At 63.2% G+C, this 26,426-nt stretch carries 21 protein-coding genes and 2 tRNA genes; 3 read left to right on the forward strand and 20 right to left on the reverse strand.

The window, feature by feature from the left end; translation table 11 throughout:
- The 14 genes from LJE63_10735 to LJE63_10800 form a co-directional block, all read right to left on the reverse strand.
- A partial coding sequence (locus LJE63_10735) for a CDP-alcohol phosphatidyltransferase family protein (protein MCG6907086.1) occupies positions 1-333 on the reverse strand: 333 nt, incomplete at its 3' end.
- Between the two features lie 37 nt (positions 334-370).
- Entirely contained in the window at positions 371-1,066 is a 696-nt protein-coding gene (locus LJE63_10740) for a hypothetical protein (GenBank protein MCG6907087.1), read from the reverse strand.
- A gap of 22 nt (positions 1,067-1,088) precedes the next feature.
- Complete coding sequence (locus tag LJE63_10745; protein ID MCG6907088.1) at positions 1,089-2,069, reverse strand: polyprenyl synthetase family protein; 981 nt, start codon at positions 2,067-2,069, stop codon at positions 1,089-1,091.
- On the reverse strand, positions 2,048-3,385 hold the full coding sequence (gene rimO / locus LJE63_10750; GenBank protein MCG6907089.1) for a 30S ribosomal protein S12 methylthiotransferase RimO: 1,338 nt from the start codon (positions 3,383-3,385) through the stop codon (positions 2,048-2,050). The genes LJE63_10745 and rimO overlap by 22 nt, the downstream gene beginning before the upstream one ends.
- A 199-nt stretch (positions 3,386-3,584) precedes the next feature.
- On the reverse strand, positions 3,585-4,550 hold the full coding sequence (locus tag LJE63_10755; protein MCG6907090.1) for an electron transfer flavoprotein subunit alpha/FixB family protein: 966 nt from the start codon (positions 4,548-4,550) through the stop codon (positions 3,585-3,587).
- Between the two features lie 239 nt (positions 4,551-4,789).
- A complete protein-coding gene (locus LJE63_10760) occupies positions 4,790-5,572 on the reverse strand; it encodes an electron transfer flavoprotein subunit beta/FixA family protein (GenBank protein MCG6907091.1) in 783 nt (260 codons plus the stop codon).
- Positions 5,573-5,759: 187 nt separating this feature from the next.
- Positions 5,760-6,779 carry an FAD:protein FMN transferase gene (locus tag LJE63_10765; GenBank protein MCG6907092.1) on the reverse strand — a complete coding sequence of 340 codons (1,020 nt, stop codon included), beginning with the start codon at positions 6,777-6,779 and terminating at the stop codon, positions 5,760-5,762.
- A 72-nt stretch (positions 6,780-6,851) separates the two neighbouring features.
- Complete coding sequence (gene hypE, locus LJE63_10770) at positions 6,852-7,862, reverse strand: hydrogenase expression/formation protein HypE (protein ID MCG6907093.1); 1,011 nt, start codon at positions 7,860-7,862, stop codon at positions 6,852-6,854.
- Positions 7,863-7,927: 65 nt separating this feature from the next.
- Positions 7,928-9,028, reverse strand: a complete 1,101-nt coding sequence (hypD, locus tag LJE63_10775) for a hydrogenase formation protein HypD (GenBank protein ID MCG6907094.1) — start codon at positions 9,026-9,028, stop codon at positions 7,928-7,930.
- A 16-nt stretch (positions 9,029-9,044) separates the two neighbouring features.
- Complete coding sequence (gene hypF / locus LJE63_10780) at positions 9,045-11,360, reverse strand: carbamoyltransferase HypF (GenBank protein MCG6907095.1); 2,316 nt, start codon at positions 11,358-11,360, stop codon at positions 9,045-9,047.
- Between the two features lie 61 nt (positions 11,361-11,421).
- Entirely contained in the window at positions 11,422-11,664 is a 243-nt protein-coding gene (locus LJE63_10785; protein ID MCG6907096.1) for a HypC/HybG/HupF family hydrogenase formation chaperone, read from the reverse strand.
- Positions 11,664-12,158, reverse strand: coding sequence for a HyaD/HybD family hydrogenase maturation endopeptidase (locus LJE63_10790; protein ID MCG6907097.1), 495 nt, complete (start codon positions 12,156-12,158; stop codon positions 11,664-11,666). Before LJE63_10790 ends, LJE63_10785 begins: the two co-directional genes overlap by 1 nt.
- Positions 12,159-12,258: 100 nt before the next feature.
- A complete protein-coding gene (locus LJE63_10795) occupies positions 12,259-13,908 on the reverse strand; it encodes a nickel-dependent hydrogenase large subunit (GenBank protein ID MCG6907098.1) in 1,650 nt (549 codons plus the stop codon).
- A 54-nt stretch (positions 13,909-13,962) separates the two neighbouring features.
- Positions 13,963-14,907, reverse strand: coding sequence for a hydrogenase small subunit (locus LJE63_10800; protein ID MCG6907099.1), 945 nt, complete (start codon positions 14,905-14,907; stop codon positions 13,963-13,965).
- Between the two features lie 576 nt (positions 14,908-15,483).
- On the opposite strand from LJE63_10800, the gene LJE63_10805 reads away from it, so the two are divergent.
- The 3 genes from LJE63_10805 to sat all read left to right on the forward strand — a co-directional run bounded on the left by LJE63_10805 (position 15,484) and on the right by sat (position 17,188).
- Positions 15,484-15,571 (forward strand) — tRNA-Ser (locus tag LJE63_10805).
- 8 nt (positions 15,572-15,579) lie between these two features.
- Positions 15,580-15,672, forward strand: a tRNA-Ser gene (locus LJE63_10810).
- Positions 15,673-15,907: 235 nt separating this feature from the next.
- Positions 15,908-17,188, forward strand: a complete 1,281-nt coding sequence (gene sat, locus LJE63_10815; GenBank protein MCG6907100.1) for a sulfate adenylyltransferase — start codon at positions 15,908-15,910, stop codon at positions 17,186-17,188.
- Positions 17,189-17,418: 230 nt separating this feature from the next.
- Here the strand turns inward: sat and qmoC are convergent, their stop codons facing one another.
- The 6 genes from qmoC to LJE63_10845 form a co-directional block, all read right to left on the reverse strand.
- Positions 17,419-18,567: a quinone-interacting membrane-bound oxidoreductase complex subunit QmoC gene (gene qmoC / locus LJE63_10820; GenBank protein MCG6907101.1), complete on the reverse strand. Its 1,149-nt coding sequence runs from the start codon at positions 18,565-18,567 to the stop codon at positions 17,419-17,421.
- A gap of 77 nt (positions 18,568-18,644) precedes the next feature.
- Positions 18,645-20,981, reverse strand: coding sequence for an FAD-dependent oxidoreductase (locus LJE63_10825; protein ID MCG6907102.1), 2,337 nt, complete (start codon positions 20,979-20,981; stop codon positions 18,645-18,647).
- Between the two features lie 11 nt (positions 20,982-20,992).
- Entirely contained in the window at positions 20,993-22,267 is a 1,275-nt protein-coding gene (locus tag LJE63_10830; protein ID MCG6907103.1) for a CoB--CoM heterodisulfide reductase iron-sulfur subunit A family protein, read from the reverse strand.
- 436 nt (positions 22,268-22,703) lie between these two features.
- Positions 22,704-24,683: an adenylyl-sulfate reductase subunit alpha gene (aprA, locus tag LJE63_10835; GenBank protein MCG6907104.1), complete on the reverse strand. Its 1,980-nt coding sequence runs from the start codon at positions 24,681-24,683 to the stop codon at positions 22,704-22,706.
- Positions 24,684-24,764: 81 nt separating this feature from the next.
- The gene (gene aprB / locus LJE63_10840; protein MCG6907105.1) at positions 24,765-25,199 is read right to left on the reverse strand and encodes an adenylyl-sulfate reductase subunit beta; all 435 of its coding nucleotides are present in this window, start codon (positions 25,197-25,199) and stop codon (positions 24,765-24,767) included.
- 318 nt (positions 25,200-25,517) lie between these two features.
- Positions 25,518-26,096 carry a hypothetical protein gene (locus LJE63_10845; protein ID MCG6907106.1) on the reverse strand — a complete coding sequence of 193 codons (579 nt, stop codon included), beginning with the start codon at positions 26,094-26,096 and terminating at the stop codon, positions 25,518-25,520.
- Positions 26,097-26,426: the final 330 nt, after the last annotated feature.

Consider the following 26,426-nt stretch of genomic DNA (forward strand, 5'->3'; position numbering starts at 1 on the left):
GATCAGGATCACGACGTCGCGGCTGATCACCAGGACCGTCAGCCACTCGGGAATGACGTGCAGAATCGCCAGACAGATGAAGGCCGACAGCAGCAGGAGTTTGTCGGCGACCGGGTCCAGGTAGGCCCCCAGAACGGTCCGCTGATTGAAATAGCGGGCGATAAAGCCGTCCAGACCGTCGCTGATCCCTGCAAACGAAAAGACCAGCAGCGCGGGGATAAACATCTCCCGCAGCAGACAGATCACAAAAAGCGGGGTCAGCAGGATCCGGATCACCGTCAGGGTGTTCGGGATATTGATCGGCAGACGTCTCGCTTTGGGGGCTTCCTTCATGGTTTCAATGGATTGCCTGTCCGTGATGCGGCCGGCGCTATTGCGGAATCAACTCCACCTGCAGGCCGTAATCGGACACGTCGTAAATCCGGACGCCGAAAGCATCGAAGGTGTTCATCATCAGGGCGTCGGCCAGCTCCCGGGCGTCCCCCTGATAGGTCACCACCAGGGTGGTGCGGTCGGCGGTCATCTCCCGGGTGGAAAGCGCGGCAACTCCCGCTAGTCCGCTCAGCCGCTGTCGGAACTGGATGAAATTCTTGAGGTTGCGCGTGCCCGCAACCACCACTTCAATGACCGCAGGGCCATCGGCAGCTTGGGGCCGCTCCTGCTGCAGCCCCACCCCCGAGAGCCGCTCCTCGAGGGCCGCCAGCGCTACCCTGGCCTCCACCAGCAAACGGTAGTGGCCGCCGGCCTTGGCTTCGGTGAGCACCCGATAGCTTTGAATGAAGCGGTCGGTGTTTTCAAAAACGGCGGCATTCAGCGTTTCAAATGCTGCCACCAGATCCTCCTGGGGCAGCATCTCGGTCGCAGCGCGGGCGGCGGCGCTCGCAAGCGCCCCGGCAAGGGCCTCCTGGCGGGCGGCTTCAATCCCTGCGCCCCGGATCGCGGCCGAGCCGATGACGGTGTAAACCCCGTCGGGCCGACCGGCCTCGACGGCGGCAGCCGCAGCCGCCACTCCCAGCATCAGGCACCAGATCGCGCAGATGCGCAGGGGCCAAAAAATCCGCAGCATACGCCTCTCCTTGGGCTGCCGATCACACCCGACGCTGCAGGGCGTAATCGGCGATATAATGCAGGACCTCCCGCGATTCCCCGGCCGGAAAGATCTCCAGGGCCGCCTGGGCCCGCCGGACGTGGTCTTCGGCCAGCCGGCGGGTCTCGCGCAACCCGCCGTAGCGCTCCAGAAGGTGCAGCAGCCGGTCGAAATCCTGCGGGAAAACCTCGCCGCCGGTGATCAGGGCCGCCATCCAAGCCCTGTCCGCGGCTTCGGCCCGGTCCAGGGCGTGGATGACCGGCAGGGTCAGCTTGCCCTCCTTCAGATCCGTTCCCACCGCTTTGCCCAGCTCCCCGGCATCGGCGGTGTAGTCCAGGAGGTCATCGGCCATCTGGAAGGCCAGACCGATGTGATGGCCGTAGTCCGCCAGGGCGCTTTGACGGGCCTCGGGCGCACCGGCGATCATGGCCCCCACCCGGCAGGCGCCCTGGATCAAAACGGCGGTCTTGCGCCGGATCACCTCCAGGTACTCCTCCCGCGAGAGGTCCAGCTGCCCCTTGCGCATCAGCTGGTGGATCTCGCCCTGGGACATGTTTTCGGTGATGTTGGCGATCACCCCGATAACGGCCGGCGAGCCGCTTTCGGCGGCGATGGAAAGCGAGCGGGCGAGCAGAAAATCCCCCACCAGCACGGCCGTCGGGTTGCCGAAGAGAGCATGGGCCACTGGGCGCCCGCGGCGGAGGGTGCCGCCGTCGACCAGGTCGTCGTGCAGCAGGGTGGCGGCGTGCAGGTACTCGAAAATCGTCGCGTACTTCTTGTCTTGGCTGCCCGCATAGCCGCAGAGGCGGGCGGCCAGGACCATCAACAGCGGCCGCAGGCGCTTGCCGCCGGCAAAGAGGATGTGCCCGGCGACCTCGCCCACCAGGTCGAGATAGGGGGTCAGGTTCTCGGCCAGGGCCGCTTCGATGGCGGCCAGGTCGTCCGCCACGCGCGCCAGGATCAGCTGCTTGAGGTCGGGCATAGCACCTCCCCCACGAGATCGTAATCCAGGCTGTCGGTGATGGCGACCGGCACCACCTGCCCGATTTGCAGGGTGCCGGCGGCGTTGACGTAGGTGATGCCGTCCACCTCGGGGGCCTGAAAAACGGTCCGCCCGACATAGCCCCCCTCCGCCGACGCCTCCTCGATCAGGACCTCGTGCACCCGGCCTAGATGCGCCTGCAGGCGGCGGCTGGAGATCTCGCGCTGGAGGCGCATCAGCCGGTCGCGGCGTCTTCCGGCGACCGCCGGCGGCACCGGGTCGGGGAGCCGGTGGGACGGCAGGTCCTCGGCGTCCGAGTAGGTGAAGACCCCGAGATGATCGAATTCGACCGTCTCCACAAAGCCCAGCAGCCGGTTGAAATCCTCTTCGCTTTCCCCCGGAAAGCCGACGATGACGGTGGTGCGCAGGGCCGCCCCGGGAACCCCGGCGCGAATGGATGCGAACAGCGCCAGCAGCTCCTGTTGCCCGTAGCCGCGGCCCATCCGCTTGAGGATGGGGTCGCTGGCGTGCTGAACGGGCAGATCGAAATAGGGGCAGAGGGTGGGCCGCCGGGCAACGGTGCGGATGACGGCCTCGTCGATGCTCTCCGGATGGCCGTAGAGAAAGCGGATCCGGACCGCCGCGGAAAGCGCCGCCAGCCCGGCCAGAAGCCGGTCCAGCCCGGGGGCCCCGGCCAGATCGCGGCCGTAGGCGGTGGTCTCCTGGGCCACCAGCACCAGCTCCCGGGCCCCGGCGGCGATCAACGTGCGGGCCTCGGCGAGAAGGGTCTCCAGGGGCCGGCTCTTCTGCCGGCCGCGGAGCTTGGGGATGATGCAGTAGGTGCAGTACCGGCTGCAGCCCTCGGCAATCTTGAGGTAGGCCCAGTGGGGCGCTGCCTGGACGCGGGGCTCGGCGCCCGCTGCGGGTGGCGTCAGGTCGGGGTCGGGAAGCAGGCAGCCATGGGGGGGAACACCCCCCCGGGCGGCTTCCACGATCCGGTGGAAGGCCCCGGTCCCCAGAAAAACGTCCACCTCCGGCAGCGCCGCCGAAATCGCCTGGCGGTAGCGTTCGGGCAGACAGCCGGTCACGATCAGGCGCCGGCAGCGCCCGCTTGCCTTCAAGCGCGCCAGCTCAAGGATCGTGTCGATGGACTCGTCGGCCGCCGCGCGGATGAAGCTGCAGGTGTTGACCACGATGATCTCGGCTTCGCCCGGCTCCCGGGTGAGGTCGAAGCCGGCCCGGGCAAGCTTCCCGAGCATCACCTCGCTGTCCACCAAGTTGCGGGCGCAGCCCAGGCTTTCAAGAAAAAGTTTCATGCGGGCGCTATCTCATCCCTTGGGGTCGCGTGCCGACAGAAAACACCGGCGGCACAGCTCCGCAGCGGCGTTTGTCGATTTCCCTATCAGCCCGGGATTCAAAAGTCAAAAGGCCGCCGGCAACAGCCGACGACCTTTTCCGGAGATCTCTGACCCGGGGCTTTCAACCGGTCCAGAGCAAAACCGCCGAAAAGGGGTTTCAGGCCTTCAACTTCTGAATTTCAGCGGTGATCAGCGGCACCAGTTCGAAGAGATCGCCCACAATCCCGTAATCGGCCTTGGCAAAAATGGGGGCCTCGGGGTCCTTGTTGATGGCCACGATCACCTTGGCGGAGGACATCCCGGCCAGATGCTGGATCGCGCCGGAAATCCCGCAGGCCATGTAAAGAGCCGGGGAAACCACCTTGCCGGTCTGGCCCACCTGGTCGGAGGCCGGCCGCCAGCCCTCGTCGACGGCGGAGCGCGATGCACCCACGGCCCCGCCCAGCACACCGGCCAGATTCTCCAGCACGCTGAAGTCGCTGCTCCCCATGCCCCGGCCGCCGGATACGATGGCGTCGGCCTCGGTGAGTTCGACCTTGCCGGTGTCCAGGGTCTTTTCGACAAAGACCGTCCGCGTCGGGCCAGGTTCGGCCGCGACCGGTTCTATGGCCCCGGCTTTTTCAGTCGGGGTGATGGCCATGGCATTGGGGCGGATCGCCACCAACTTCAAGGGCCCTTCGAGCCTGACATCGGCCAGCAGCTTGCCGCCGTACATCGGCCGGGTGACCTGCAGGGCGCCGTCCGTCACCTGGATCGCCAGGCAGTCCACGGCCAGGGGCGCGTTCAGGCGGGCCGACAGGCGCGCCGCGAGGTCCCGCCCCTGGGTGGTGGCACCGAAAACCACCACCGCCGGTTTTTCCGCTGCGATGACCGCCGCCAGGACATTGCAATAGGCATCGTTGAGATATTCGGCCAGAGCCGGGTGGTCGGCGACCCGGATACGGTCGGCGCCGTAGCGGCCAAGCTCCGCGGAGGCCGCCTGAACCCCGTTTCCCAGAACCACCGCCGCCAGTTCAACGCCCAGCCGGTCGGCGATCCTGCGGCCCTCGCTGAGGGCCTCGAAGGTCACCTTGCGAAAAACGCCGTCGTTTTGTTCGGCGACGGCCAACACTGCCTGTGACATATCGTTCTCCTTGCACCCCGGCAGTTCGCGCGGGGATCAATCTTGACGGTTTCGAAAAAAGTCCAATCTCTGCGTTGCGCTGCATCTCGAAGTCGCTGCGGCGTAGAGGAGTACGCCTCACGCCGCTGAGATTTGCGCGCCTTGAGCTTGAACATTTTTCGAAACCGTCTTGTTTTTGACTTTTTACCGCTTCACCAATCTTGAAGGATTTAAGCCGCTCCTGGGCGAGCGGTGGGGTGTCAGACCACCTTGGCCTCTTCGTGCAGCAGCCGGACCAGTTCGGCCGCCTTGGCCTGGGCGGAGTCGCCCGCGATCATGCGGCCCCCGGTGCGCTGGGGCGGGAGGCGAAAGGCGGTGATCCGGACACCGCCTGCGGCCAGCGCGTCGGGTGCCAGCCCGATATCGGCCAGGGTCTTGGTCTCAAGCGGCTTGCGCTTGGCCTTCATGATGCCGGGCAGCGAGGTGTAGCGGGGCTCGTTCAACCCGCGCTGGGTGGTGAAAAGCGCCGGCAGGGGAGCCTCCACCACCAGGGTGCCGCCCTCCACGGTGCGCTGGCAGCGGATCCGGCCATCCACCAGCTCCTGCTTGACCACCATGGAGAGGTGCGGAATGTCAAGAAATTCGGCCACGGCCGGGCCCACCAGAAAATTGTCGTCATCGACGGCGCGCTGTCCGGCGATGATCAGGTCAAACGCGGTGCCCTTCAGGGCGGCGGCCAGAACCCGCGCGACACCCAGCCCGTCCAGATTCTGGGCGGCCGTGTCGTGGATCAAAATCCCCTTGTCGGCCCCCATGGCCAGGGCGGTGCGGATGGCCTCGACGGTTTTTTCGGCGCCCACGGAGACCACCGTGACGGTCCCACCGTGGGCTTCCCGGATGCGCAGGGCCTCCTCGACGGCAAACTCGTCGTAGGGGTTGATGACCCACTTGAGATTTTGGGTTTTGACGGACACCCCGTCATCGGCGATTTCGATGAACGCTTCGGTGGCCGGAACCTGCTTCAATAGCACGACAATTTCCACGGCAAAAGCCCTTTCTGCAAACGCGGCGGCAACCGGCCCGGTGCACAGGGATGTCTAGTCCGGCGCCATTCAGTTCAAGATAAAAATTCGTAACCCACCTGAATATCACAGATAAGATTTTCTAACTGAGCAAAACTACAAGAGGTCCTACGAGTTGTCAACAGATTTGTCGGCTGGCGCCGGCCGCTCAGTCGGCGCTCCTGAAGCCGTCCGAAGCAAATTCGGTCAGGCGGCCGTCCTTTTGGCGCACCACGATCAGGCATTCGGTGGCCTCCAGGCGGTTGACCAGCGGCACTCCCGGGCCGGGCCCCATCACCATCAGGGCCGTGGCCAGCCCGTCGGCGAAGGTGCAAGTGTCGGAGACCACCGAGGCGCTGACCACCCCGTTGGCCACCGGGTATCCCGTCTGGGGGTCGATCACATGGGCGTAGTGGACCCCGTCGACTTCAAAAAAATTGCGATAGTCGCCGCTGGTGGCCAGAGCAAACTCCTGAAGGGTGAGCACCTTGTAGACCGCATCCGGGGGGCTGGCGGGGTCCGGCCGGTTGATCCCCACCCGCCACTGTTTGCCGTCCCGGCGCAGACCGGCGGCAAAAACCTCGCCCCCGATTTCAACCAGAAAATCGCTGAAGCCGTTGGCCCGGATCAGCTCCGCGATCTGGTCCACCCCGTAGCCCTTGGCGATGGACCCCAGATCCAGGGTGACGGCCGGGTTTCGTTTGACCAGATAACCGTCCTCGGCGAGGCGGATTTGGTCAAACCCCAGGGTCTTGCGGCAGCGCGCGATCTCCGCCGCCGTGGGCACTCTTTTATCGTTGGTCTTCTTGCCGAAGCCCCAGAGATCCACCAGCGGCGCGACGGTGCCGTCCCATGCCCCGCCCGTCAGGCGGTGAAGTTCCTCAGCGACAACCATGACCTGCATGAAATCCCGCGAAACCGGAAACGGCTCCCCGCTTTGCGCCTGGGCGTTGAAGCGGCTGATCTCGCTGTCGGCCCGATAGACCGACATGCTGGCGTTGATCTGCGCCAAGCGCTCCTCGATCTTCGCGGCCAGCCCCTGGGCGCGGTTGAAAAACCCGGTGATCACCGTGATATGGTAGGTGGTCCCCATGGTCTTGCCGGAGAAAAGGACCTCCTGGCGGGTGTCGCAGCCGGCCAGGGTCAACATCGCCAGGGCCGCCCAGAATCTGCGGTGATTTTTCAGCATAGCCGTCACCAGTTGGCCCCGGGACCGCCGGCCGGACCGGCCCGGGGCTGCGGGGCGTTTGCCCGGGTTAGGTCAGCAGATCCGGGGCAGCTGCTCGCCGGAGAGCATCCCCACGATCCGGCTGCCGCCGATCCGGGTTTCCAGCACCACGCGGCCGGGGTGATCGGCGGTGACCTCGCCGATGATCCGCGCCTCGCGCCCCCGGGGATCCCGCCGAACGGCGGCCAGGACCGCCTCGGCCTTGGCCGGCGCCACGAAGGCCAGCAGCTTGCCTTCGTTGGCGATGTAGAGCGGGTCGAATCCCAGCAGCTCGCAGACCCCCGCCACCTCGGGTCGCACCTGAATCCGGTCTTCCTGGATGCGGATGCCAACCCCGGATTTTTCGGCGATCTCGTTGAGGGCGGTCCCCACCCCGCCGCGGGTGGGGTCGCGCAGCACGTGCAGGTCGGTCTCAACCGCCAGCATGCCGGCCACCATCGCGTTCAGGGGCGCGGTATCGCTCTGGATGGCGGTCTGGAAGGCCAAGCCCTCGCGGCGCGTCAGGATCGTGATGCCGTGATCGGCGATGGTCCCGCTCAAGATGATCCGGTCGCCGGGGCGCGCCCGGCTGCTGTCGATGGTCACGCCTGCGGGCACGGCACCGACCCCCGAGGTGTTGATGAAAATGCGGTCCGCAGCACCCCGCGGAACCACCTTGGTGTCCCCGGTGACCACCTGCACCCCGGCGGCGGCCGCGGCGCGGCCCATGGCGGCGACGATGGTCTCAAGGTCCGCCATGGACAGCCCTTCCTCCAGGATCAGGCCGACGCTGAGAAAAAGCGGCACCGCCCCGCACATGGCCAGATCGTTGACCGTGCCGTTGACGGCCAGGTCCCCGATGCAGCCGCCGGGAAAAAACGGCGGGTCCACCACGTAGGTGTCGGTGGAAAACGCCAGGCGCCCTTCGGGCAGGTGGAAGACCGCGCCGTCGTTTAGGGCGCTAAGCATCGGGTTGTCGAAGACCGGCAGCAGCAGATCGGTGGTCAGGCGGTGGGCCGCCCTGCCGCCGCTGCCGTGGTCCAGCAGGATCGTGTCGGGTTTCATCCCATTTCCTCGCAGGCCCGCAATGCCGCCGGCATTCCCGACGGTTTCCGGCACCGGGCGGTGCTTCAGGCGCCCTCCGGGCGGTGATAGCGGTAATAGGCCGCGCAGGTGCCTTCGCTGGACACCATACAGGGCCCCACGGGGTGCAGCGGGGTGCAGGCCTTTCGGTAGAGGGCGCAGTCGGTGGGGAGTTTAAGCCCCTTGAGGACCTGGCCGCAGGCACAGCCGTGGGGCTCGGGGACATCGGGGACCGCCAGGTCGAAGCAGGCCTCGGCATCCAGCCCCCGGTGGGCCGCGGCAATTTTCAGGCCGCTCTCCGGGATCACCCCCAGCCCGCGCCACTCGGCGTCGACGTCTGTAAACACCTCGGCCATGGCCGCCTGGGCTTTGGGATTGCCCGCGGCGGTGACGGCGCGCTCGTAGGCATTCTCCAGCAGCGCCTCCCCGGCCTCGATCTGGGCCACCAGCCGGGCCAGGGCCCGCAGGAGATCCAGCGGTTCGAAGCCGCCGACGACACAGGGAATCCGGTGGCGGTCGACCAGCGGCTGAAAGGCTTGGGTGCCGGCCACCAGGCAGACGTGGCCGGGCAAGAGGAAGCCGTCCACCCGCAGGTCGGGGGCCGCCATCAGCGCCGCCACAGCCGGCGGGGTGCGCTTGTGGGCGGCAAACACCAGAAAGTTTGACACCCCGCGGGCCCGGGCGGAGAGCAGCGCCGCGGCCACCGTGGGGGCGGTGGTCTCAAAGCCGACCCCCAGGAAAACCACTTTCTTGGCCGGGTTGCGGACCGCAAGGTCCAGGGCGTCCAGGGGCGAGTAGACCACCCGCACGTCGCAGCCCGCCGCGCGCGCCTGTTGCAGCGAGGAGCCGCTGCCCGGCACGCGCAGCAGATCGCCGAAGGTGGCCAGGATGACGTCCTCACAGCGGGCGAGGGCCACGAACTGGTCGATCTCCCGCTGGGCCGTGACGCACACCGGGCAGCCGGGGCCGGAGACCAGGGTGATGGTCTCGGGCAGCAGCGCCCGCAGGCCGCTTCTGAAAATCGACATGGTGTGGGTCCCGCAGACCTCCATCAGGCGGACGGGCTGGCGGCTGGCGGCATGAATCTGCGCGATCAGGCGCCGTGCGATGTCGCGGTCGCGGTACTCTTCGACGTGTTTCACGGCAATCGCCCCCCCTTGCGGCTCAGGTGCCGTTTGCCGGCGGCCCGCCGCCCGACCGTTCAGCTTGAACCAGGGCCGCGGCCACGACGGCCTGGCCCAGGGCGATGCCGCCGTCGTTGGTGGGCACGTGGGCGTGGCTTAAAACGGTGAACCCCTGGCTTTCCAGACTTTCTTTGAGGCCGGTGAAGAGCAGCAGGTTTTGGAAAACCCCGCCGCTCAAGGCCACCTGCCCAATCCCGGTTTCAAGCCGCAGGGCCGCGCACAACCGCGTGAAAAGATCCACCAGGGTGGCGTGGAAGCGGTCGCTGACCACCGCCGCCGGGACTCCGGCGAGCAGATCCCCCACCAGGGCGCGAACCAGCGGGGCCGGCGGGATGCGCTTGATCGCGCCCTCCTCCCAGCCGACGGCATAGGGCCGCTCGGGTGCGCCGCCGGCCGCCATTTCAAGCTCCATGGCGGCCTGCCCCTCGAAGGTGACATGATAGCGGATTCCGGCAAGGGCCGCAACCGCATCGAACAGCCGGCCGAGGCTGGAGGTCGGCGGGGCGTTGAGGCCGCGCCGGACCATGGCCGCGACGGTCCCGATCCTGGCGGCGTCCCGGGCTTTCAGCAGGGGCAGGTCCAGCTTGCGGTAATCATCGCCGAATGCGTCCCAGAGGTAGCTCAGCGCCATCCGCCACGGCGCGCGGATGGCCGCCGCCCCGCCCGGCAGGGGCACGTAGGCGAGGTGGGCGGCGCGCCGGAAGCGCGCGGCTTCGGCCACCAGGACCTCCCCGCCCCAGATGGCGCCGTCGGAACCGTAGCCGGTGCCGTCGAAGGCCAGCCCGATCACGGGGCCGGCCGCCCGGTTTTCGGCCAGGCAGCTGACGATATGGGCATGGTGGTGCTGGACGGCCACGCGTCGCAGGCCGCTCTGGTCCTCGGCAAAGCGCGTGCTGAGGTAGTCCGGATGGAGGTCGTGGGCCACCGCCTGCGGGGTGATGTCCAGAATGCGCTTCAGGTGGTCGACGGTCTGCCGGAAGAACTCGAAGGTCGCCAGGTTTTCCATATCGCCGACGTGCTGGCTGACAAAGGCCTGATCGCCGCGGGTCAGGCAGACGGTGTTCTTCAACTCGGCGCCGCAGGCCAGAATAGGCGGTATCGGGTCTTTCAGGAAAACCGGGGTGGGCACGAAGCCCCGCGAGCGCCGCAGAAAGCGGGTCGACCCGGCGGCGTGGCGCACCACCGAGTCGTCGCTGCGCAGAATGATGTCCCGGTTGTGGACCAGAAAATAATCGGCAATCCCCCCCAGACGGGCCAGGGCCTCATCGTTGGCAATGGCGATGGGCTCCGCGCTGAGGTTGCCGCTGGTCATCACCAGGGCCAAAAAACCCTCTGCCAGCAGCAGGTGGTGCAGCGGGGTGTAGGGCAGCATGACCCCGATCCAGCGGTTGCCGGGGGCGATCGCGGCGGCCAGGGGGTGGGGGCTGGTTTTGGGGAGCAGCACGATCGGCCGCTGGCAGGAGCTCAGCAGCGCGGCCTCGGCGGGGGTGGCCGTGGCGTAGCGCGCCACCGTCTGCAGGTCGCGCGACATCACGGCAAAGGGCTTGTCGTCGCGGTGCTTGCGCCGGCGCAAGCGCGCAACGGCGGCGGGGTTTTCGGCATCCACGGCGAGATGGTAGCCCCCCAGACCTTTGACCGCCACGATGGCGCCGGCTTTGAGCAGACCGGCGGCGGCCGCGATGGCGTCCTCAAAGGCAACGGGCGCGCCGGCAGCGGCGCGCAGGCCCAGCGACGGCCCGCAGACGGCGCAGGCGTTGGGCTGGGCATGAAAGCGCCGGTCCAGGGGGTCATCGTACTCGGCCCGGCACTGCGGGCACATGGCAAAGGCCTTCATCGAGGTCTTGGGGCGGTCGTAGGGGATATCCTCGATGATCGTGTAGCGCGGCCCGCAATTGGTGCAGTTGATGAAGGGGTAGCGAAAACGGCGGTTGGCGGGGTCGAAGAGCTCGGCCAGGCAATCGGCGCAGACGGCGACATCCGGTGAGATCAGGGTTCCCCGCTGGTCCCGGCGGGAGCTGGCCACGATGGTGAAAGCCGCCCGGCCGACGGGGGCCTCTTCGGAAATCGTGAGGGCCGTGATGTGGGCCAGCGGCGGGGGGCTTTGGGTCAGTTCACGGCAGAAATCCGCGACATTTTCGGGCGCTCCCTCGGCGTGGATCGAGACGCCCGTGGCCGTGTTGGCCACCGTGCCGCGGATCCCGTGGCGGAGGGCGGCCTGGAAGACGAAGGGGCGGAAGCCGACGCCCTGGACGATGCCGTTGATCTCCACCTTACGCGCGATGGGGGCGGTTTTCATATGCGCAAGGGCCGTCACCGGTCATACCAACGGCCGCCGGGGTTTGGCGGGGGGGCAGTCATCAATCCTCAGGGGGCCCACCGGCGTCCAGCCGCTGGGCGACGTCGCGCAACAGCGCCAGGGATTCGCGGGCGGCTTCTTCGTCGATCTTGTGAAGGGCAAAACCGGCGTGCACGATGACGTAGTCCCCCACCCGGGGGTCTTCCAGCAGCAGCAGGCTGGCCTCACGGGTGACGCCGTCGACGTCGATGACGGCCATCTGGTCTTCGATCTTGACGATCCGGGATGGAATGGCAAGGCACATCAGCTGGGGCTCCTCCGGCTGTAAGTCACGCCCAGGCGGTCCAACTCCTGCAGCACCCTGGCGACCATGGGCGCCACCTGACGCCGGACCGCCGGGGTCATTTCCAAACTCAGGGTTTCGATGTCTTCGGGTTCCACCCCGAGAATAACGGTTTCCGGCACCTTGTCAAGGGCCTGGCACAAGGTCAGGGCCTCCAGCAGGTCCACCTGGTGCAGCGAATTTTTGGCCAGCACCCGCCGGGGGATGTCCTCGCCCGCCAGGCGGTAGAGGTCCCCGGCCTTGCCGCGGTTGCGGACCGCGTCCACCACGATCAGATGGTCGGGCTGCGAAATGACCCCCAGCAGATGGATCCCCAACACCCCGCCATCCACAACGAGGACCTCCTCGGGGAAGCGGTACTCGGCCTGAAGCTTTTCGATCACCCGGATGCCGAAGCCCTCGTCGGCGAACAGGAAATTGCCGACCCCCAGAATGGTGACCAACGGGTTGCCCATCGACCGGCTGCTCCATACCGCCCGGAAAAGCGGCGGCTTTTCAAGACAGCACTCCCGGCCCCCCCACTGGGAAGACCGGGAGCGCTGCCAGCTGCGACCCTTACACCACCCTGATTTTATAGACTTCGTTGGAGTGGGGGTCAATGACATGAATCGCGCAGGCCAGACAGGGATCGAAGGAGTGGACCGTGCGCAGCACCTCCAACGGCTTTTGGGGGTCGGCCACCGGAGTGCCGATCAGCGCCTCCTCCACCGGGCTCAGGTTGCCGGCACCGTCACGCGGCCCCAGGTTCCAGGTGGAGGGGACCACGTACTGGTAATTGCCGATCTTTCCATCCTCGATGCGGATCCAGTGACCCAGGGCCCCCCGCGGGACGTCGTTCAGCCCCACCCCGCTGGCGCTCTCGGGCATTTCGTAGGGCTGGTAGGTCCGGGTGTCGCCGTTTTTGAGGTTTTCCACCAGCTCCGTCACCCAGCCCTGCATGGCCTCGCCGATCGCCACGGCTTCCAGCCCGCGGGCGGCGGTCCGCCCGAGGGTCGAGAAAAGGGCGCTGGCCGGGATGTCCAACTGCTTGAGGGTGCTGTCCACCAGCGGCTTGATCTCGGTATGGCCCTTGGCGTAGGCCACCAGCACCCGCGCCAGCGGCCCCACTTCGCACGGCAGGCCGTCGTAGCGCGGGGCCTTGGCCCAGGAGTACTGGCCTTTGTCGGGGTCGTATTTGGGGTTTTCTTCGATGGGCCGGGTTTCGCCCTCGAAGGGGTGCTTGGGCTCCGATTTGACATACCAGGAGCGGGTCACGTCCTCGGTGACCTTCTGCTGGTCCACCATTTCGATCTTGCCCAGGTCGCGCTGGCGGATGATCCCGCGGGGTATGTAGAAGCTCTCCGGCTCCTGATCGCTGGCCGGGAATTCGCCATAGGTCAGAAAATTGGTGCAGCCGCCGATCCCGCCCCACTCCTTGTAGAAGGAGGCCACGGCCAACAGGTCGGGGATGTAGACGTTCTTGACGAAGTCCTGGGTCTCCTTGGTGATGTAGAGGAACTCGGCGATCCGGTCGGGGGTCAGGTCCGCCACCGAGGTCACGCCGCCTACCACGAGAGACTGGGGGTGGGGGTTTTTGCCGCCGAAAATGGCGTGCATGCGGGCGGCCCTGGCCTGCATGCGCAGGGCTTCGATGTAGTGCGCGGCGGCCATCAGATTGGCTTCCGGCGGCAGCTGGTAGGCCGAATGGCCCCAGTAGGCGTTGGCGAAGGGCCCCAGCTGGCCGCTGTCCACGAAGGTCTGCAGCCGGACCTGGACGTTTTTGAAATACTGACGGCCGCCCCAGGGGGCGTTGCTGGTGTTGTCCGATAGGGCGGCGGTCTTGGCCGGGTCGGCCTTGAGGGCGCTGACGATGTCCACCCAGTCCAGGGCGTGCAGATGGTAAAAGTGAACGATGTGGTCGTGCTGGTACTGGGCGCCGTTCAGCAGGTTGCGGATCAGGCGGGCATTGGCGGGAACCTTGATGCCGACCGCGTCGTCCACCGCGCGCACCGACGCCAGGGCATGGACGTAGGTGCACACCCCGCAGCTGCGCTGCACGAAATGGTGGGCGTCCCGCGGGTCACGGCCCTGCAGGATGACCTCGATCCCCCGGAAAAGCGTCCCGGAGCTCCAGGCGTTGACCACCTTGCCGCCCTCCACCTCGACTTCGATGCGCAGGTGCCCCTCTATTCTCGTGATCGGATCGATGGTAATTCTTTTACCCATATTTTCTCCTTGTTCTGCTTAGGGGGAAATCCCTTTTTGACGGATGTCCGGCCCCTACAGGGGCTCGTAGAAAGGCGTCATCTTGTCCCAGAAATTGGGTTCGCTGCAGCCCAGGCAGGGATGGCCCGCTTCCACCGGCCAGCTGGTGCCGTCGTTGAACTTCGCGACCGGGCAGTTGTTGTAGGTTTCCGGGCCGCGGCAGCCGACCTTGTAAAGGCAGTAGCCCATGGCGGCTTCCGGCGAGCCGAATTCCTCGACAAACTCCTCGTTTTCGAAATGGGACCGGCGGGGGCACTGGTCATGGATGGTCTTGCCGTAGGCAAACAGCGGACGCCCCAGGTCGTCCACGGCCGGCAGCTTGCCAAAAAGCAGGTAGTTGACGATGGTGCCGACAAAATTGACCGGGTTGGGCGGGCAGCCCGCGATGTTGACGGTCTTGATGCCGAGGGCTTCGCCGACCCCCTTCCAGCCACCCAGGTTGGGGGCCGCTGCCTGGATTCCGCCGAAGCTGGAACACTGGCCGATGCAGACCACCGCGGCGGCCTGGGGGCAGATTTCTTTGGCGATTTCCAGGAAGGTCCGTCCCCCCATTTTGCCGTAACCGCCGTCGAATTTGGTCCCCACCGCGCCCTCGCAGACACAGATGAATTTCCCTTTGTGCTTTTCGACGGCCGCATGGAGTTGTTCTTCGGCCTGACGGCCGGCGGCGGCCATGATGGTCTCGTGGTATTCCATGGAGAGCACTTCCAGCAGCAGCTCATCGATCCAGGGATACATGGTCCGCAGGGTGGCTTCGCTGCAGCCCGTGCACTCCGCGAAGTGCAGCCAGATCACCGGCGGCCGCTGGCTGCTGGGGGCCGCAAAGACCTGGGCCACCTTGGAGACGTATGCGGCCGAAAGCCCCATGGTTGCCGTGAGAAAGGTGCAGAATTTCATGAAGTCCCTTCGTGAGACGCCTTTGGCCTTGATTCTGTTGTAAAAATTGTGTTCCTTTTCCATCTACACCTCCTTGATGATGTAACAGCGGGAACGACCGCGGCTGAGCCCACGGCGGGCCGGTTGGCCTGAGCCGCGGCCGGCACCAAGCCTTTCGAAGGCCGTTGGGATTGTAGCGAAAAAAAACACGCCGGGGGAGAAAACGTCCAAGACCGCCCCGAGGTGTGGCCCTGTTTGGAAGTAAGAACCTAAAAATTCGAGAAATTGTGCCCAGTTCCCTCTTATGTCGGCAATTAAAATTTCGTCAAGTCAAAACTTGGCCACCCATCGCTCGGCCCGCCGGCTCGAACCGGGGTCACGGAAAAAGCCGCTTGCCGAAGCGGCCAGCAGATAGGGGCGCGCCGGAGGATTCCCATGGCCTTATGCCTCATGCGCCCGATTCCTATAAATTTTATTTGGATCTACCAAAATTAAAAACGAGAGTCAAGCAACTGAATTTCATTCGGGCCGGTTCCTACTTGCACCCCGCCTCCGCGGGAGCATTCCAGTGGTTTGGGGGCTGCAGGAACCCATTGAAAGGTGACAACAAATGTATTGACCTCAAAATAGGGCGATGCTATAGGAATTTGCTGAAATTAGGGAGGGATGGCCGAGTGGTTTAAGGCGGCGGTCTTGAAAACCGTTGAGTGTCAAAGCTCCGTGGGTTCGAATCCTACTCCCTCCGCCACCCGCGCTGGAGAGATGGCCGAGTCGGCTGAAGGCGCTCGCCTGCTAAGCGAGTGTGGGGCGAAAGTTCCACCGAGGGTTCGAATCCCTCTCTCTCCGCCATGGCATCCCTTTAAGCCTCGCCCTCTGCGTTTTTTCAATCCCGGGAATCGTTTTTTTCGTTTCTTCGTCCCCTTTCTTCCGGCAACCGGCAGCCCGCCGGATTACGGCCCGGCTATTTGAAAGGCATTTCTCCTTGACAAAATCCCCATTCCCTATTAGACAATGGCAATTTAATTGATGATCCAAGCTATTGATCACCGCAACTTTTAACCCAACGATAAGGAGACCCAAAGAGATGAGTAATTTGATTCCCCCGCATGGTGGAAAGGGACTGACCTGCTGCCTTCTGGAAGGCGCCGAGCTTGCCGCCGAAAAGAAAAAAGCGGAAGGCCTGAAGAAGATTTCGATCTCCCCCCGCGAAAAGGGCGACTTGATCATGATGGGCATCGGCGGCTTCAGCCCGCTGACCGGCTTTATGACCCGCGCCGACTGGAAGGGTGTCTGTGAGAACTTCCTGCTGGCCGATGGGACCTTCTGGCCCATCCCCGTGACCCTCTCGGCATCGGCCGAGGATGCCAACGCCATCAAAGAGGGGGACGAGATCACGCTTTTCGACCCTAAAGACAACGAAATCATGGCCACCATGAAGGTCGCCGAGAAATTCGCCATGAGCGAGGCCGACAAGAAATTCGAGTGTGAAAAGGTCTACATGGGCGAAGGCACGGCCACCCCGGAAGAATTCTGGAAAATCGCCAAGGACGACCATCCTGGGGTCCAGATGGTGATGGAGCAGAAAGATTACTGCCTGGCCGGCCCGGTCAAGGTGCTCACCGAAGGCGAGTATCCCAAGAAATACCCCGGAATCTATCAGCGCCCGGCCGAGTCCCGCAGGATTTTCGAGGAAAGGGGCTGGTCGGATGTCGCGGCGCTGCAACTGCGCAACCCCATGCACCGCTCCCACGAATACCTCTGCAAGATCGCAGTGGAGGTTTGTGACGGGGTCTACATCCACTCCCTGGTCGGCAACCTGAAGCCCGGCGACATCCCCGCCGAGGTTCGCGTTGATTGCATCGACGCCCTTGTCAAGCACTACTTCGTCGAAAAGAACGTCGTCCAGGGCGGCTACCCGCTGGACATGCGCTACGCCGGCCCCCGCGAAGGCCTCCTGCATGCCACCTTCCGTCAGAACTACGGCTGCTCCAAGATGATCATCGGCCGCGACCATGCCGGCGTGGGTGATTTCTACGGCATGTTTGAAGCCCAGACGATTTTCGACAAGATTCCCAAGCCCTCCGAGTTCGGCAAGGCCCTGCTGTGCGAGCCGCTCAAGATCGACTGGACCTTCTACTGCTTCAAGTGCGACGGCATGGCCTCCCTGCGCACCTGCCCGCACGCCAAGGAAGACCGGGTGCTGCTCTCCGGCACCATGCTGCGCAAGCTGCTCTCCGAAGGCGGTGAGCTGCCCGATCACTTCGGCCGCGATGAGGTCGTCCAGATCCTGCGCAAGTACTACGAAGGCCTGACCGAGAAAGTCGAGGTCAAGCTGCACGGCGCCGCCACCGGCGATACCAAGTAGCCGTCCTTAGGCAACAAGTTCAGAAGGGTTTCAGAGCACAAAGAGGGAGGCGCCGACCGGCGTCTCCCTCTTTTTTGTTGCCTCACCCGTTTTCCATTACCCCACCCCGGCCGGCCCACCACAACCGCCGCGCCCCTGGCCGACGGGCAAAATAAACGGGGGAGGCCGTCGCAAAACGGCCTCCCCCGTTTGGTCTATCTATCCCGCCGGCAGTCGCAGGCGATGGCGCACTACTTGCGGTTGGCGTACTCCGCGTAGGTCATGGCCACCGTGCGGTAGACGAGGTGCGCCAGCTTGGTAAAGGGCGTGTAGGCAAAAAGCCCCCAGATGAAGATCAGGTGGATAAAATACAGGGTGTAGGAAACCCCGGCAAAGCCCGCCAAACGGGTCATCTGGGTCAGCATCCCGGTCAGCCCGAGACCCAGGGCCAAGCCCAGCAGAAACCAGTCTTTGTAGTAGCTCTTCTGGTCTTTCTTATCCAGCCGGCTTTTGATCATCAGCAAACTGCCGATGATCAGGGCGATGCCGCTCACATTGGCCAGCCACTTGACCGGGTTGATCTGCTGGTAAGGCCCGTGGATCCCGAAGCCGTACATCACCACGAAGAAGATGTTGGTGACGATGAACAGCCCGATAAAACCGAAAAAGACCATCATGTGGGCCGTGGAGCGCTCGTTGTTTTCGGTGCACTCCGAAAACTTGCGGTGCTTGAGAATGGTCGGCAAGATCCGGAGAAAGGCCTGGGCGAAGCCGACCGGCTCGATTTTCTGCTTGTCGGTTTTGCCTTCCAAAAGCGCGTTCTGGTGGATGTCGTTCAAAAAGCGCTTCAAGCCCAGGGCGAAGACCCCCACCCCAAAGAAAAAGGTTGGAATCATAATGATGTCCACCAGGGTGGTGTGAATGAAATGGGCGTGCACGATCTCATCGCCGCCCGGGGGGATATTGAGCCAGTCGATTCCCACCAGCTTGAGCAAAAACCCCAGGCCCAGGATGATCACGGCCGGAATCGCCGCCAGAATCGGCAGCTTTTTGGGGTCGTTGACCATCTCGGCCAGTTTTTTGGGGGTCGCGTAGGCCTTGATGGCGTATTGCCGGATGGCCGCCAGGACCTCCCCCGGTTTGGCCGTGCGCGGACACAGGGTGTTGCAGTCCCCGCAGTTGTGGCACAGCCAGATGTCGGCACTGCCCAGCAGCTTGTCTTTCAACCCCCAGGAGGCTGCGATCATCTCCTTGCGGGGAAAGGGTTTGGTGTCGGGCGAAATCGGGCAGGCAACCGAACAGGTCGCGCACTGATAGCACTTTTTCAGGTCTTCGCCCCCCAGCGCGCCGACTTCCTTGATAAAATCCAGATCAGGCTCAACAACGTAGGCTTCGGCCATTTTTTTCCTCCTCACGCAGGTCAGCTCTTGGGGCGGGTCGGCCCGAAGGACCGCCCGCCCCCGAATGGTCATCGTCACTAGAATCCCTTGAATGGGTTCGGACCGAGTTCTTCAATGCTTTCCACAAAGGAATTGATCATTTCCGGCAGCTTGTGGTAGTCGTCGATGGCCACCTCGAACTGTCTGACCCGTTCCTCCTCCAGTGCCAGGCTGGCGAGGGCGTCGCCGATCTTCTTCATCCGCACTTCGGCCAGCTCACTGCCTTTGACGAAGTGGCACTGGTAGTCGTCCCCGTGCTTGCAGCCCAGGAGAAAAACGCCGTCCATCCCCTGGGAAAGGGCATCCTTGATCCAGATGACGTTGACCGAGCCCAGACAGCGAACCGGCACGAAGCGCACGTCGGCCGAGTAGCTCAGGCGGTTCAAGCCGGCGATATCCAGCGCCGGATAGGCGTCGTTCTCGCACACCAACCCCAGGATCCGGAAAGGCGGCTCGGCGTAGTCATCCTCCGAGGGCACACCCACGGCCTTGACCATGGACCCGACGCTGTCGATGTTGTAGTCCGCGAAACCGATGATCCGCTCGGGGCAGGCCCCCATGCAGGTGCCGCAGCGTCGGCAGCGGGTGGGGTTGGGCTTCGGGGTGCCCTTGGCATCGTCGTCCAGGGCACCGAACGGGCACTCCTCGGTGCAGCGCTTACACTGGGTGCAGCGCTGGAAGAAGAAGTCCGGGAAGGTCATGTCGCCCGAGCGCGGATGGACCGACACCCCGCGGTTGACCGACTCCAGGCACTGGATCGCCTTGAGGGCGGCGCCGCTTGCGTCCTCCATGGACTCCTCGGCGGTCATGCTGCGGCGGACGCCGCCGGCGGCGTAGATGCCGGTTCTCTGGGTTTCATAGGGGAAGCAGATGAAGTTGGAGTCGGCGTAGCCGTTGAACAGCCCGATATCGCGGAAACCGGGGCCCTGGCGGTAGGCCAGGTTGACGACCGGGTCATCGGCGGTGGCGGGCACCATCCCGGTTGCCAGCACCACCATGTCGGCGTTGACCTTGACCTTCTCCCCCAGCAAGGTGTTGTCGGCTTCGACCGTGAGGCCGCTGCCGTTCTGGGTCACCGCGACCACCTCGCCCTTGGTCAGGAAAATACCGGGGTCCTGCTGAATGGCTTTGTAGAAATTCTCCGACAGGCCCGGGGTGCGCATGTGCTGGTAGAACACGAAGGCCTTGCCGTCGCTGAAATCCTCGCGCACGTACTTGGCCTGCTTGAGGGCCACCAGGCTGGTGACCGAACCGGCATAATCGAAATCCTGGTCGTTGCCCTGCCCGGGGCTTTGGATGAAGACCACCGATTTGGCCGGCTTGCCGTCGGAGGGTCGGGTGATCTGGCCCTTGGCGGCCAGCTCTTCGAACTGGTGGTTGGTGACCACATCCGGGAACTGCCCAAACCCCAGGTGCGCGAACTCGCCCTCCTTGGGCTCGTAGGGGCGCCAGCCAGCAGCGAGAATCACGGCCCCGTAAAGCTCCCCATTGGGATCCAGGGTCAGGATGTCCTTTTTGCCCTTGTTGTACTCCATGTAAACTTCGTGCAGCTTTTCGGCCTCCAGCTCCTTGCCGCTTTCATCCACCTTCATCTCATCGGGCAGCGGAAAGGGGACATCGAACTCGATCTTTTCCCCGGGCTTTTTGAAGGTGACCGTAAATTCACCGGGCTCACCGGCGATGCGGGCCACCACGGTGTTGGTCTTGACGGTGATTTTGGGGTCGGCCTCCACCGCTTTGATGAGATCCCCGACCATCGGCGAAATCAGCCGGTCGTATGGGTTGCCGAGCGGCAGCTGCTTGCGCCAGTGGTTGGCATGGCCACCGAGCTGGGCGCTCTTTTCGACGATGGTGGCCTCGTAGCCGACCTTGGCGGCATCCAGGGCGGCGGAAATCCCGGTAATCCCGCCGCCGATGACCAGGATCTTGCGGCTGAGGTTTTCCACCTTGTGCGGCTCGGGCAGGTTGATTTTCTCCACCCGCGCCATCCCCATTTTGATGTAGTCTTCGGCCAGCATCTGGACGCGGTCGTAGTTGTCCTCGTCTTCCTTCTGCTCCGGGGTGAGGGCCGGAAATTCCGAGCGCGGGTGGGACCATACGACCTGCTCGCGCAGGTTGACGCGGTCGACGATGCAGCCGTCAAAACGAAAGACGTCGAAATTCACCCGGCGCGAGCAGGCCGCGATCACCAGGGTGTTGATGCCCTTCTCGGCGATGTCCTTCTTGAGCAGCGCGACCCCCTCCTGGCCGCACAGACACGGGTGGGTTTGGACCGGCAGCCCCTCTTCTTCCGGAACGCCCTTCAAGGCCTCGATGTCCAGGGCTTCTCCAATGCCACAGCCTTCGCAGATATAAACACCATACTTCTTGTCCATGAATAAACCTCCTACCGCTTCAGGGTTTGAATCGCCTTAAGGGCCATACCGGTTGCATTCTGGTTGCAGGAGACGACGTCGGCCGGTTTGTTGGCACACCCTGCCGCGAACATACCGCCTTTCTCAAAGTCGTTGATGATGAAACCATCGTCGGTATACTTCAGGTCAGCGGGAAGTTTGACATTGGCCGCGGACGGCTGCATGCCGGTGGCCAGAACCACCATCTCGACGGTCTGGTGGATTTTTTCGCCGGTCACGGCATTTTCGGCCACCACCGTCAGATTGCCGCTTTGCGGGTCTTCGCTGACCTCCGCAACTTTGCCCTTGATCAGGAAGACATTCGGGTCCTCCTTGATTTTCTGGTAGAACTTTTCATAGCGCTGGCCCGGCGCCCTGAGATCGATGTAGAAGATGTAGACCTTTGCCTCCGGGTACTGCGCCCGGACGTAGGTGGCGTGCTTCAGGGAGGCCATGCAACAGATGTAAGAGCAGTAGGGGAGATGGTTTTCGTCCCTGGAGCCGGCGCATTGCACAAAGGCGATGCTTTGCGGTGCTTTGTCGTCGGAGGGCCGCTGGATCTTGCCCTGGGTCGGCCCGTTGAAGGCCGCCATGCGCTCGAGCATCATGTTGGTGACAATGTTTTGATAACGGCCGAAGCCGAGGTTGTCGATCCGGCTGGCGTCGTAGGGTTCCCAGCCGGTTGCCCAGACAATCGCGCCCACCTGCAGGTTGAGGGTCTTGGGCTGCATCTCGAGATCCACCGCGTCGTACTTGCAGGCCTCTTTGCAGCGCTGGGCGTCTTCGGTGCCGATAATTTGGGGGCTGATCACGAACCTGGCGGGAAAGGCCATGGCATGGGGCAGGTAGGCGCCCTTGGTACGGTCCATCCCAAAATTGAATTCGTTGGAAATCTCGGTCTCGCAGGCGTCGGCGCAGGCGCCGCAGGCGGTGCAGTTTTCATTGACGTAGCGCGGGGCGATCCGCACGGCGACATCGTAGCTGCCGGGAGCGCCGCTGACCTTTTCGACCTCGGCGAGGGTCAACACCTTGATCCGGGGGTTGTCTTTGATTCGTCTGAAATTGATCTCAAGCCCGCAGGTGGGGGGGCATAGCTTGGGAAAGTATTGGTTCAGCTGGGCGACCCTGCCACCCAGGTACGGATTTTTTTCAACCAAAATCACCTCGTAGCCCACTTCGGCAGCTTCAAGGGCCGTGGTCAACCCGCTAATCCCTCCTCCAACAACCATAATGCTCCCGTTTGCAGGGGCTGCGTTGTCCAGTGTCATGCTATCCCTCCATGCATAGTGTGTTTCCGTTGATTAAGGAACCCGGCAAAAACGATTCCTCCATCGTGCGGTCTTTTGTCCGCCACCGGGGCTGCACCCACCACCGGCAGACATCGCGATGGGCGCCGCAGGTTGTCGCTTGGTGACGGGCCAAAACCCGGCGCCATCTTTTGAAATCGTTGATTACCGCGACCTTGAGGCGCTGACTGGCATGTGGTAAACTTTGAATTTGCCATTGGAGGGCGGGATCGATCCAGACAGGTAATGGTACACAAAAAAGCATTCCCAGGCTTAAGAAACCCTTACTTTCCCCTTGCGGGGAACCGTTTTCCCACGCCCTCTCCGAGACGTTGCGGTGCGATCGTTTTAATGAAAAACCTCCAGGTATCCTAAGATACCTGGAGGCCGCTGCTGCTATACCGTTACCGGCATGTCATCAATCCGGGATGATCTTGATGTAGTCTTTCTTGAAGACATCCCATTTTTGCGCTTTCGGGTCGTACTTGGAGTTGACGAAGCAGAACCAGTTCTCGTCGTCCTGCCCCGGGTAGTCGGCCTGATAGTAGAAGCCGGGGTAGCGGGTTTCCTTGCGGAACTGGATGTGACGCAGGTGGGATTCCACCGTCCAGATGCGGTGGTAGATTTCCCAGCAGCGCATCAGTTCGTGCAGGTCCCCGGCGGCCAGCTTTTCGCAGTCCTCGCGCATTGTCTGGAGCAGATCCATGACGATCTCCAGGTTCTTGCTGGTGGTCTGGTAGAAGGTGGCCGTCCCGCCGCCGTATTCGTTGGTGGCCTTCATCAGCCGCAGCGCCATGCCCGAGGGTTTGACGTAGTTGGGGTTGATGTCGATGGCGGTGGTGTAATCGCAATTGGCCAGGAAGGTGCGGACCGGCTTGTAGACGATGTCGACCAGCTCTTCCTTGGACTCTTTCAGGGTCGGTTTGAAGTCGGCATGATCCTTGGCGTAGCGGACCATCTGCTTGACGGCCATGCGGCCTTCGGCATGGGAGCCGGAGGAGAACTTGTGACCGGAGCAGCCGACGCCGTCGCCGGCGGTGAACAGACCGTTGACGGTGGTCATGCGGTTGTAAACCTTGCCGTTGTCGGCCTTGATTTTGTATGCATCCGGGACCCAGTCATAATCCGGGCCGGAAACCCAGAAGCCGCAGCAGCCGGAGTGGGACCCCAACAGGTACGGTTCGGTGGGCATGATTTCGGAGTTTTTCTTCTCCGGTTCGGTGTTGGTGGCGCACCACAGGTTGGCCTGGCCGCAGGTCATGTCAAGAAAGTCTTCCCAGGCTTCGGACTCCAGGTGCTTGAGCTCCTTCTTGTCCATGGTCTTGCCGATTTCGGCCAGGGCGGTGACGGTGTCCATCAGAATCGGTCCGCGGCCTTCCTTCATCTCGAAGAGCATCAGGTGGTTGCGCAGACAGGTGGGGGTGATCGCGGCGGTGCCGTAGGGAGCGTAATTGGCCAGTTCGGCCTTGGCGGCATCGCTGGCGGCGAAGTTTTCACCCAGGCCGTTGAGGGCCTTGGCCTTGAACAGCAGGAACCAGGCGCCGACCGGGCCGTAGCCGTCCTTGAAGCGCGCCGGGGTGAAACGGTTTTCCATCATGGAGAGTTCCGCACCCACCTGCATGCACATGGTGTAGGTGGAGCCGGCATTCCAGACCGGGTACCAGGCACGGCCCTTGCCCTCGCCGACACTGCGCGGCTGGTAGATGTTGACCGCACCGCCGCAGGCCACCAGCATGGTCTTGCACTTGATGATGTAAACCTTGTTTTCACGCACGGAGAAGCCCACGGCACCGGCGATCTGGTTCTCGCGGTTGGCATCCAGGAGCAGCTGAACGATGAAGCAGCGCTCCAGAATGTTGTCGTCGCCGATCGCGAGTTTGGCCGCCTCGGCGACGATGCGCTTGTAGGACTCGCCGTTGATCATGATCTGCCATTTACCGGTGCGCACCGGGGTGGCGCCGGCTTTCAGGGTGCCCATCTTCTGGCCTTTTTTGCCGTCGAGGTTCTTCCCGTCATCGGTTTTCTTCCAGACCGGCAGTCCCCACTCTTCGAACAGATGCACCGAGTCATCCACATGGCAGCCGAGATCGTAGATCAGGTCTTCGCGCACAAGGCCCATGAGGTCGTTGCGCACCATGCGCACGTAATCCTCGGGGGCGTTTGAGCCGATGTAGGTGTTGATCGCGGAAAGGCCCTGGGCGACGGCGCCGCTGCGCTCCATGGCGGCCTTGTCGCAGAGCAGGACGCTCTGGCCCTCATCCATCCATTTTTTGACTTCGAAAGCGGCGCCGCAGGCAGCCATACCGCCGCCCACGATCAGGATGTCAACTTCGCGTTCTTCGACCGCCGGGTCTTTCACGGCCTTGAGTTCACCCATCGGTTTATTCGGAATTGCCATATTGCTTCCTCCTTAAAGAAATTGGGATTCTTGGTGGGTCATTTGGACTGCATCGTTTCCGCAAACCTGGTGCGACTCGGATTAGAGGCCCTGAGGTCTGGGCACTTTGTAGCCGTCGGCCTCTTCGGTGGACAGCAGGTCGCTTTCAAGATCCTTGCCTTTGAGTTCCTTGTAGGCGTTGGCTGCGCCTTCGGGGGTGGTCCGGATGGGGAACTTGAAACGCTTGATGAGGCCGTTTCTGAATTTACAGGTCCACATGACGTCCTCGGTTCCCAGCATGGGCATGACGCTGCTTCCCAGCGGCACGAAGTCGGAGTAGCCGCGAACCTCGATCGCCTGGGTGGGGCAGATCTTGACGCATGAAAAACATTCCCAGCACTGATCCGGCTCCTGGTTGTAGGCCTTCATGGCGTTGGGGTCGAGGACCATCAGGTCGTTCGGACAAATGTACATACATGCAGTCTTGTCGCCGCCTTTGCAGCCGTCACACTTTTCCTGAATAACGTAAGTTGGCATTGAATATACCTCCTGATTTTCGTGATAAAGGTTCCGTTTTACTCACCTGCGCGCAAACTACGAAACGTAATGGCTTTGCACACCTCCCTTCGTCGTGGTGGCCGAAAGCGTTGCCGGCCGACTGCAGATTAATTCCAAAAGGTGACTCCCCTACCTGGTAAATTTTTTTCTGTTTACCACCAAATTACGGGGCTGACAAATGGAATTTTCAGCCTCCGGCACCCCTCGCCCGGGATAAAAATCCAAATTAATAGCTTACCCAAAAATTTTTCAGGCCGGGCAAACTTTAAGAGCCCCCCCCCGACAGCCCCCACCGGCCTAAAAAGGACCGCCCCGCTGGGCCTTGCCGACCAGCCGCAGTAGCTTTTCTTCGCGACCTTTGGCGACGGCCTTCTTGGCCGCAGGAGAAGCCGCGGCATCCTGGGAGTTCGGGGCCCCCAGACTTGCCGGACGGTAGCCCAGCCGAGTGAGGATGTTGCCGATGGTGTTTTCGCTGGGCAGCTGGTCGTCGCGATAGCCGAAGCGCTTGACCAGCAAGCGCCGCACCGCCCGGGCGGTGATCTTGCCGTGGGGGAAATCCGGTTTGAAATCGGGAAGCAGCTGGCCGTCCTCGTCGAAAAGGGACTGGATATCGGCGATCAGCTGGGGGATCTTCTCTTCGGTTTTCTTCTTTCCCCGAGCCGAATAATTGTCCAGACACTCAATCCCGGTGGCCAGCTCCCGGATTCCCTTGTGGACCGTCTCCCGCCCCCAGCCGAACTCACGCTCGGCCTTGCGGGCGCTGCCGCCGAAAAGTTCATTGGTGATTTCCGCAATGAACTCCCGACGCTGGGAACCAGTAAGCTTCTTGGCCGTTTTTTTGATGATGGCTTTGACTTCTTCCGATATTTCGCTCAATTCAGGAGATCCTGTCGAGATGTTTCAGGAGGTGCTGGCCGCCCCCTACCGGTCGGTCCTGAATCGCTTATTTCGTGCAGGGAAATACAAACAGGCATGGGTAAATTATTTTCTGCGGACCTATTAGCACCCGCCGACCCCAATGTCAATGAATTTCACGGCCCGGACCCCAAATAATTTCAATGGTTCCAGCCTCCTAATCCGATATCCCCATATCTGGAGGATGTTTCTTAGACACACACCATATATGGCCCCCCACCCCCTCAAACCGCCCCCAAACAAAACCCTTTGCCAAGCGACCCGAACATGCTACCACCATCCCCACCGTGA

The sequence above is a fragment of the Desulfobacteraceae bacterium genome (assembly GCA_022340425.1).
Classification (GTDB): domain Bacteria; phylum Desulfobacterota; class Desulfobacteria; order Desulfobacterales; family JAABRJ01; genus JAABRJ01.

Bases quoted from the DNA above. Each gene is read 5' to 3' on its own strand.
- LJE63_10740 (MCG6907087.1), bottom strand. From the start codon at position 1,066: ATGCTGCGGATTTTTTGGCCCCTGCGCATCTGCGCGATCTGGTGCCTG.
- LJE63_10745 (MCG6907088.1), bottom strand. From the start codon at position 2,069: ATGCCCGACCTCAAGCAGCTGATCCTGGCGCGCGTGGCGGACGACCTG.
- rimO (MCG6907089.1), bottom strand. From the start codon at position 3,385: ATGAAACTTTTTCTTGAAAGCCTGGGCTGCGCCCGCAACTTGGTGGAC.
- LJE63_10755 (MCG6907090.1), bottom strand. From the start codon at position 4,550: ATGTCACAGGCAGTGTTGGCCGTCGCCGAACAAAACGACGGCGTTTTT.
- LJE63_10765 (MCG6907092.1), bottom strand. From the start codon at position 6,779: ATGCTGAAAAATCACCGCAGATTCTGGGCGGCCCTGGCGATGTTGACC.
- hypE (MCG6907093.1), bottom strand. From the start codon at position 7,862: ATGAAACCCGACACGATCCTGCTGGACCACGGCAGCGGCGGCAGGGCG.
- hypF (MCG6907095.1), bottom strand. From the start codon at position 11,360: ATGAAAACCGCCCCCATCGCGCGTAAGGTGGAGATCAACGGCATCGTC.
- LJE63_10785 (MCG6907096.1), bottom strand. From the start codon at position 11,664: ATGTGCCTTGCCATTCCATCCCGGATCGTCAAGATCGAAGACCAGATG.
- LJE63_10790 (MCG6907097.1), bottom strand. From the start codon at position 12,158: ATGGGCAACCCGTTGGTCACCATTCTGGGGGTCGGCAATTTCCTGTTC.
- LJE63_10795 (MCG6907098.1), bottom strand. From the start codon at position 13,908: ATGGGTAAAAGAATTACCATCGATCCGATCACGAGAATAGAGGGGCAC.
- LJE63_10800 (MCG6907099.1), bottom strand. From the start codon at position 14,907: ATGGAAAAGGAACACAATTTTTACAACAGAATCAAGGCCAAAGGCGTC.
- sat (MCG6907100.1), top strand. From the start codon at position 15,908: ATGAGTAATTTGATTCCCCCGCATGGTGGAAAGGGACTGACCTGCTGC.
- qmoC (MCG6907101.1), bottom strand. From the start codon at position 18,567: ATGGCCGAAGCCTACGTTGTTGAGCCTGATCTGGATTTTATCAAGGAA.
- LJE63_10825 (MCG6907102.1), bottom strand. From the start codon at position 20,981: ATGGACAAGAAGTATGGTGTTTATATCTGCGAAGGCTGTGGCATTGGA.
- LJE63_10830 (MCG6907103.1), bottom strand. From the start codon at position 22,267: ATGACACTGGACAACGCAGCCCCTGCAAACGGGAGCATTATGGTTGTT.
- aprA (MCG6907104.1), bottom strand. From the start codon at position 24,683: ATGGCAATTCCGAATAAACCGATGGGTGAACTCAAGGCCGTGAAAGAC.
- aprB (MCG6907105.1), bottom strand. From the start codon at position 25,199: ATGCCAACTTACGTTATTCAGGAAAAGTGTGACGGCTGCAAAGGCGGC.